Genomic DNA, 6,834 nt, shown 5'->3' with positions numbered 1-6,834 from the left:
CCAGCGACGATATCGTCGCTGGCATCTTTCCGTTCGGAACTAGAAACCGGCTTTTGGTTTTGCTCGAAGCCCGTAGCTCGCGACTCGTGGCTAGGGTTATTTCTCGACGAACGCCCGCTCGATGACGTAGTCGCCCGGCTCGCCCATGCGCGGCGAGATGGCGAAACCGAGTTCGTCCAGCAGCCCGCTGGTTTCCTCGAGCATCGCCGGGCTGCCGCAGATCATGGCCCGGTCCTGCTTCGGATCCAGCGGCGGCAATCCGGTATCCTCGACCAGCTTGCCGCTGCGGATATGGTCGGTCAGGCGCCCCGTGGTGTGGAACTCTTCGCGCGTCACTGTCGGGTAGTAGACCAGTTTTTCGCGGATCTCGTCACCCAGGTATTCATGCGCCGGCAGCTCCTTGGAGATGAAGTCGGCATAGGCCAGCTCGCTGACGGTCCGCACGCCGTGGATCAACACGACTTTCTCGAAGCGCTCGTAGACTTCGGGGTCCTGGATCAGGCTCATGAAAGGGGCAAGGCCGGTGCCGGTGGAGAGCATGTAGAGATTGCGCCCCGGCAGCAGATCGTCACACACCAGCGTGCCGGTCGGCTTGCGGCTGACCATGATCTGATCACCGACCTTGAGATGCTGCAGGCGCGATGTCAGAGGGCCGTCCTGTACCTTGATGCTGAAGAACTCGAGGTGGTCTTCGTAATTGGGGCTGGCTACGGAGTAGGCACGCACCAGCGGCTTGCTGTCGACTTCCAGACCGATCATGACGAACTGGCCATTCTTGAACCGCAGGCTCCGCTCGCGCGTCGTCCGGAAGCTGAACAGCGTATCGTTCCAGTGGTGGACGCTCAGTACCTCTTCCAAGGCAAATTTGCTCATGACCCGCTCCTTATCTCTAATACGAACGCTAATAACTAAAGAGAATAAATCAAATCCAATATAGATAGGTTAACTATAAGAAAAGATGGGTATTCTGTTAAGCGGGTTATTTGGATAACCTATATCCATAAAATCGATAACGGACGCTCTTCATGCGCTATACCCTGCGTCAACTCGAGGTTTTCGTGGCGATTGCCCAGCATCAGAGCGTTTCTCGGGCCGCCCGGGTGTTGTCGATGTCGCAATCGGCAACGAGCACGGCACTGGCTGAGCTGGAGCGTCAGTTCGACTGCCAGTTGCTGGATCGCCTCGGCAAGCGCCTCAAGCTGAACGCGCTCGGGTTTCAGCTATTGCCCAAGGCGGTCGCCTTGCTGGATCGAGGGGAGGAGATCGAAGAACTGCTGCAGGGTCAGAGCGGCATCGGCTCGCTGGAGGTAGGCGCCACGCTGACGATCGGCAACTATCTGGCGACGCTGCTGATCAGCGACTTCATGCAGCGCTACCCGGAAAGCCGGGTCAAGCTGCAGGTTCGCAATACCGCCTCCATCGTCGAGCGCATCGCCTTGCATGAGCTGGACCTGGGTCTGATCGAGGGCGACTGCCAGCATGACGATATCGTCATCCAGCCGTGGATCGAGGATGACCTGACCGTGTTCTGCTCGCCCCGCCATCCGCTGGCCAGCGAAGGCACCGCCGATGTCGAGAGGCTGCTGCGTGAAGCCTGGATCATGCGCGAGGTCGGCTCCGGCACGCGCCGGACGCTGGAGCACGCCATGCGCCACCGCCGGGGCCGCTTCAATATTCTGCTGGAACTGGAACATACCGAAGGGATAAAACGCGCCGTGGAATCGGGTCTGGGGATCGGCTGCGTATCGCGCCTGGCGCTCAGGGACGCCTTCCGCCGGGGCAGCCTAGTGCCGATCGCGACGCCCGAGCTGGACCTGACGCGTCGGTTCGCGTTCATCTGGCACCGTCAGAAGTACCTGACGACCGGCATGCGGGAATTCCTGCGGCTGTGCCGGGAGATGACGGCCGGCATTCAGCGCAGCGATCAGATCGATCTGCCGTCGATTCCCTGAGAAACCGACGGCATCACGAATATACGCTTCACCAGCCCAGTTTCTGGGCAATCTCCTCTTCGCTGGCTTTCGAGAGATCCTTGTCGATCGTCTGGGTCACGCATTTCATCGTCGTCTTGTCGAGTTTACCGCGCAAATGGCCGAGAAACCTGGGCTCGGCGATCAGTACGATTTCGTCCGCCTTGCCCTGGGTCCGGGCGTCACGCAGATAGGTGGCAACTTCCTTGGCGAAAAACTCGGCTTCCTTCTCCGAAGTCGCCTGGTCATTGCCGGTATGACGCTGGCTGGCGCCAGGGCCGGAGAACGCCTCGCCTTGACCACCGGTTCGCAGATCGCCGGCATGCAAACGCCCCTCGGGATGCGTCAGCGTATGCACTTCGCGCAACACCCTCGCTTCGCGGGCGAAGATACGGGCGCGTGACGCGTCGGCAGCCACTACATAAGTCTTGTCCATGATCGATTCTCCTGTTCCGTGGATCGTTCCTCTAGCGTGGTAGAGAATCGCGCCGCGCTCAACTGGAGGTTGAACGAATACGCCCTGCCGTTCGGCAGGGCGCAGGATGAGACCTTCTTCGACGCCAACAGGCAGCTAGCCTCCAGGGTTCATCAATGACCCAAGATCTGGCTGAGAAACAGCTGTGTGCGCTCCGAGCGCGGGTTGTTGAAGAACTCGGTGGGCGGCGCTTCCTCGATGATCTGGCCCTGGTCCATGAAGATCACTCGGTCGGCCACGGTCTTGGCGAAGCCCATCTCGTGGGTCACGCAAAGCATGGTCATGCCTTCATGGGCCAATTCGATCATGACATCGAGCACTTCCTTGATCATCTCCGGGTCGAGGGCGGATGTCGGCTCGTCGAACAGCATCACCTCGGGACGCATGCACAGCGCCCGGGCGATCGCCACACGCTGCTGCTGGCCACCGGACAGCTGGCCGGGATACTTCAGCGCCTGATCGGCAATCTGCACGCGCTCCAGATACTCCATGGCGGTCTTCTCCGCCTCGGCGCGCGGCTTCTTCTGCACCCAGATCTGGGACAGACAGCAGTTTTCCAGCACGGTCAGGTGCGGGAACAGATTGAAGTGCTGGAAGACCATGCCGACATTGCGACGAATCTGCTCGATCCGCTTGACGTCATGGGTCATCGGCACGCCGTTGACCACGATCGAGCCCTGCTGATGCTCTTCCAGATGGTTGATGCAGCGAATCATCGTCGACTTGCCGGAACCCGAAGGTCCGCAAATGACGATACGCTCGCCTTTGGTCACGGTCAGGTTGATATCGCGCAGCACATGAAAGTTGCCATACCACTTGTTGAGATGATCGATTTCGATCATCGGTCGGTCGCTGCCGGGCGCGGTTGTCGGAGACGCTGTCACTTCGCTCATGGCAATGATTTCCTGATCACGATCTTGTTGTGTGAGGGCATGAATTCGGAGACGTTCATCGCTCTCATCGTTTATGTCCGGTATTCAGACGACGCTCGATGTACTGGCTGTAACGGGACATGCTGAAACAGAAGACCCAGTAGACCGCCGCCGCGAACACGTAGCCCTCGGTGGAAAAGCCGAGCCAGTTCGAATCGGTCAGACCCGCGCGGATGATCGCCAGCAGATCGAACAGGCCGATGATCAGCACCAGCGAGGTATCCTTGAACAGCGCAATGAAAGTATTGACGATGCCCGGAATGACCAGCTTGAGCGCCTGCGGCAGAATGATCAGCCCCATGCGATGCCAATAGCTCAGCCCCAGCGCCTGCCCGGCCTCGTTCTGCCCTTTGCCGATCGCCTGCAGGCCACTGCGGATGACCTCGGCCATATAGGCGCTCCAGAAGAACATGATGCCGATCAAGGCTCGCACCAGCTTGTCGAAATCGATGTTACCCGGCACGAACAACGGCAGCATGACCGAAGCCATGAACAGCACCGTGATCAAAGGCACGCCACGCCAGAACTCGATGAAGATCACGCAGACGCCCTTGACGAAAGGCATCTTCGAGCGCCGCCCCAGCGCCAGGATGATACCCAGCGGTAGCGATCCCACTATGCCTACGACCGCGATCGTCAGCGTCAGCATCAGCCCGCCCCAGGCGCGAGTAGGCACGTGCTGGAGACCGAACATGCCGCCTACCAGCAGGACGAAGGCGATGATCGGAAAGCCGATCAACGTGAACAGCGCGACCCACTTCTTGCGTGGCATTTTCGGGATCGCCAGCCACGCGACCAGGATCGCCAGCAGCGCAAAGACGATATCGACCCGCCAGCGCGCCGCTTCTGGATAGAAGCCATAGACGATGGATTCGAAGCGCGCCGAGATGAACACCCAGCAAGCCCCCTCGCCGGTACAGGCATCACGCGTGGTACCGATCCAGTCGGCGTCGATCACCGCCCATTCGAGGAACGGCCACACCAATCGCGCCAGTAGCAATATGACCAAGATCGAGATGATGCTGTTGATCGGCCCGTTGAACAGATTGGCACGGAACCAGCCGATCACGCCCCGGCTCTGGTCCGGCGCCTCGCGCGCCTCGATCATTTCGGTGCGGAAGGTAGAGTCAGTCATCTCAACGCTCCTTCAGCAGCGTGCGCGCATTGTAGAGGTTCATCAAAAACGACACCGTCAGGCTGATGACCAGATAGACCGCCATGGTCATGGCGATGATCTCGATCGCCTGTCCGGTCTGGTTGAGCGTAGTGCCGGCAAAGACGGCCACCAGATCCGGGTAGCCGATGGCCGTGGCCAGAGACGAGTTCTTGATCAGGTTGAGATACTGGCTGGTCATCTGCGGAACGATGACGCGCATCGCCTGCGGAATGACGATCTTGCGCAGGGTGATGGCCTCCGGCAGGCTCAGCGAGCGCGCCGCTTCGGTCTGGCCATGAGAGACCGACAGAATGCCCGAGCGCACGATCTCGGCGATGAACGCCGCCGTGTAGATCGACAGTGCCAGCCACAGCGCCAGCAGCTCCGGCAGAATATTGATGCCACCACGGAAGTTGAAGCCGGCCATTTCCGGCAGCGCCCACTCGAGCGGCGATCCGGTGGCCAGGAATACGATCAGCGGCAAACCGATGATGATGGCCGCACCGATCCAGTAGACGGGCAGCGCTTGCCCAGTGCGCGCCTGACGCCGCTTGGCGAGCAGCCCGAACACGATCGCGGCGACGATGGCGACCAGCAACGCCCACGGCGTGGCAGAGAACCCGTCCAGCGGCTGAGGGTCGGGCATCACCATGCCACGCACGTTGAAGAAGAAGGCATCGAACAGCGACAGGCTCTGTCGCGGCGATGGCAGTGCCCGCAGCACGGCGTAATACCAGAACAGGATCTGAACCAGCAGCGGGATATTGCGGAAAGCCTCGACGTAGATGGTCGCCAGGCGCGCCAGCAGCCAATTGGGCGACAGGCGTGCGATACCGACCAGAAAGCCGATGATCGTCGCCGCCACGATCCCCAGCGCGGATACCAGCAGCGTATTGAGCAGCCCGATGACGAACGTTCTGCCGTAGGTGCTATCGCTGGTGTAATCGATCAGCGTCTGCGGGATCGAGAAGCCGGCGCGCCCATCCAGAAATCCGAAGCCGGTATGAATACCGCGAGCTTCGAGGTTGAGCAGCGTGTTGTGAACCAGATAACCAATAAAGGCAGCCAGGACCAGGAACAGCACGGCCTGGATAATCAAGGCACGAACGGCGGGATTTCGCCACAAAGGGCCCCGCCCCCGTCGCGGGAGGGTCGTGGATGGACGCAGCATGAGCTGTCTCTACTCGAGCGTTGAGAGGCACCGCGCCCCGGCGCTCAGACCGAAAGGGCGCGGTGTCGAGAGGACGATTTGACGCTTAGCGAACCGGCGGAGCGTACTGAATGCCGCCATCGTTCCACAGCGCGTTGATGCCGCGATCGATCTTCAGCGGAGAGTCAGCGCCGACGTTGCGTGCGTAGATCTCGCCGTAGTTGCCGACCTGCTTGACGATGTTGTAGGCCCAGGCATTGTCCAGCCCCAGTTGCTCGCCGTACGTGCCGTCCTTGCCCAGCAGACGTGCCACGCCGGGATTCGGCGGGTTGTCGCGCATCTCATCGACGTTGTCGCTGGTCACGCCCAGTTCTTCGGCGTTGAGCATGGCGAACAGCGTCCACTTGGCGATGTCGAACCACTGATCGTCACCCTGGCGCACGACCGGGCCCAGCGGCTCCTTGGAAATACGCTCGGGCAGAATGGTGACGCTGTCCGGATCCTTGAGCTGCAGGCGCAGCGCCGCCAGTTGCGAGGAGTCGGAAGTCAGCACGTCGCAGCGGCCGCTATCGAAGCCCTGGGCGGTCTGGTCGGGCGTGTCGAACGTCACCAGTTGATAGTCGAGATTGTTGGCCGGGAAGTAGTCGGCGATGTTGAGCTCGTGAGTCGTGCCCGACTGGATGCAGATCGTTGCACCATTGAGCTCCTTGAGGCTACTCACCCCGAGATCCTTCGAGACCATGAAAGCCTGGCCGTCGTAGAACGTCACGCCGGTGAAGTTCAGCCCCAGGGCGTTGTCCCGCATGGCGGTCCAGGTGGTGTTGCGTGATAGTACGTCCACCTCACCGGACTGCAGCGCCGTGAAACGCTCTTTGGCCGTCAGCGGGGTAAACGCGACCGACTCGGATTTACCCAGTGTGGCAGCGGCCATCGCCCGGCAGAAATCGGCATCGATGCCGGTCCAGTGCCCGTCCTGATCCGGTGCAGAAAACCCGGTCAGGCCTGCGTTGACGCCGCAACGGAGAGTACCGTTGCTCTTGACGTCATCCAGCGTGGCGGCCTGAGCTTGCGTCGCGGCCAGCGTTCCCAGGGCAGCGATGGAGAGCAGGGCCAAGCTTTTGTTCTTGTGGCGCATAGTGAATCAACTCCCT

7 protein-coding genes are annotated in these 6,834 nt (G+C 60.7%); 1 reads left to right on the top strand and 6 read right to left on the bottom strand.

All coding sequences use genetic code 11. The features are described from left to right. Window positions 1-96 precede the first annotated feature (96 nt). Entirely contained in the window at window positions 97-873 is a 777-nt protein-coding gene (locus DOM32_RS03290) for a ferredoxin--NADP reductase (RefSeq protein WP_110631096.1), read from the bottom strand. A gap of 152 nt (window positions 874-1,025) precedes the next feature. Between DOM32_RS03290 and DOM32_RS03285 the strand changes: the two genes are divergently transcribed. Continuing rightward, the gene (locus DOM32_RS03285; protein WP_110631093.1) at window positions 1,026-1,952 is read left to right on the top strand and encodes a LysR family transcriptional regulator; all 927 of its coding nucleotides are present in this window, start codon (window positions 1,026-1,028) and stop codon (window positions 1,950-1,952) included. A 28-nt stretch (window positions 1,953-1,980) separates the two neighbouring features. Here the strand turns inward: DOM32_RS03285 and DOM32_RS03280 are convergent, their stop codons facing one another. From DOM32_RS03280 to DOM32_RS03260, 5 genes are all read right to left on the bottom strand, one after another. After that, complete coding sequence (locus DOM32_RS03280; protein ID WP_110631090.1) at window positions 1,981-2,406, bottom strand: baeRF12 domain-containing protein; 426 nt, start codon at window positions 2,404-2,406, stop codon at window positions 1,981-1,983. Between the two features lie 152 nt (window positions 2,407-2,558). Next, window positions 2,559-3,287, bottom strand: coding sequence for an amino acid ABC transporter ATP-binding protein (locus DOM32_RS03275; protein ID WP_071231170.1), 729 nt, complete (start codon window positions 3,285-3,287; stop codon window positions 2,559-2,561). Window positions 3,288-3,402: 115 nt separating this feature from the next. Then, window positions 3,403-4,512 (bottom strand): amino acid ABC transporter permease, encoded by a 1,110-nt coding sequence (locus tag DOM32_RS03270; RefSeq protein ID WP_110631087.1) that lies wholly within the window; start codon window positions 4,510-4,512, stop codon window positions 3,403-3,405. 1 nt (window position 4,513) lies between these two features. Beyond that, the gene (locus DOM32_RS03265; protein ID WP_110631084.1) at window positions 4,514-5,704 is read right to left on the bottom strand and encodes an amino acid ABC transporter permease; all 1,191 of its coding nucleotides are present in this window, start codon (window positions 5,702-5,704) and stop codon (window positions 4,514-4,516) included. 85 nt (window positions 5,705-5,789) lie between these two features. Then, a complete protein-coding gene (locus tag DOM32_RS03260; protein WP_110631081.1) occupies window positions 5,790-6,818 on the bottom strand; it encodes an amino acid ABC transporter substrate-binding protein in 1,029 nt (342 codons plus the stop codon). Between the last annotated feature and the right edge of the window lie 16 nt (window positions 6,819-6,834).

Origin of the sequence: Salinicola salarius, from assembly GCF_003206135.1 — a bacterium.
GTDB classification, from domain to species: domain Bacteria; phylum Pseudomonadota; class Gammaproteobacteria; order Pseudomonadales; family Halomonadaceae; genus Salinicola; species Salinicola salarius.
The sequence above is the reverse complement of the archived record's forward strand: the minus strand, read 5'-3'. Positions and strand labels throughout refer to the sequence as shown.

Bases quoted from the DNA above. Each gene is read 5' to 3' on its own strand.
- DOM32_RS03270 (WP_110631087.1), bottom strand. From the start codon at position 4,512: ATGACTGACTCTACCTTCCGCACCGAAATGATCGAGGCGCGCGAGGCG.
- DOM32_RS03265 (WP_110631084.1), bottom strand. From the start codon at position 5,704: ATGCTGCGTCCATCCACGACCCTCCCGCGACGGGGGCGGGGCCCTTTG.
- DOM32_RS03285 (WP_110631093.1), top strand. From the start codon at position 1,026: ATGCGCTATACCCTGCGTCAACTCGAGGTTTTCGTGGCGATTGCCCAG.
- DOM32_RS03275 (WP_071231170.1), bottom strand. From the start codon at position 3,287: ATGATCGAAATCGATCATCTCAACAAGTGGTATGGCAACTTTCATGTG.
- DOM32_RS03290 (WP_110631096.1), bottom strand. From the start codon at position 873: ATGAGCAAATTTGCCTTGGAAGAGGTACTGAGCGTCCACCACTGGAAC.
- DOM32_RS03280 (WP_110631090.1), bottom strand. From the start codon at position 2,406: ATGGACAAGACTTATGTAGTGGCTGCCGACGCGTCACGCGCCCGTATC.
- DOM32_RS03260 (WP_110631081.1), bottom strand. From the start codon at position 6,818: ATGCGCCACAAGAACAAAAGCTTGGCCCTGCTCTCCATCGCTGCCCTG.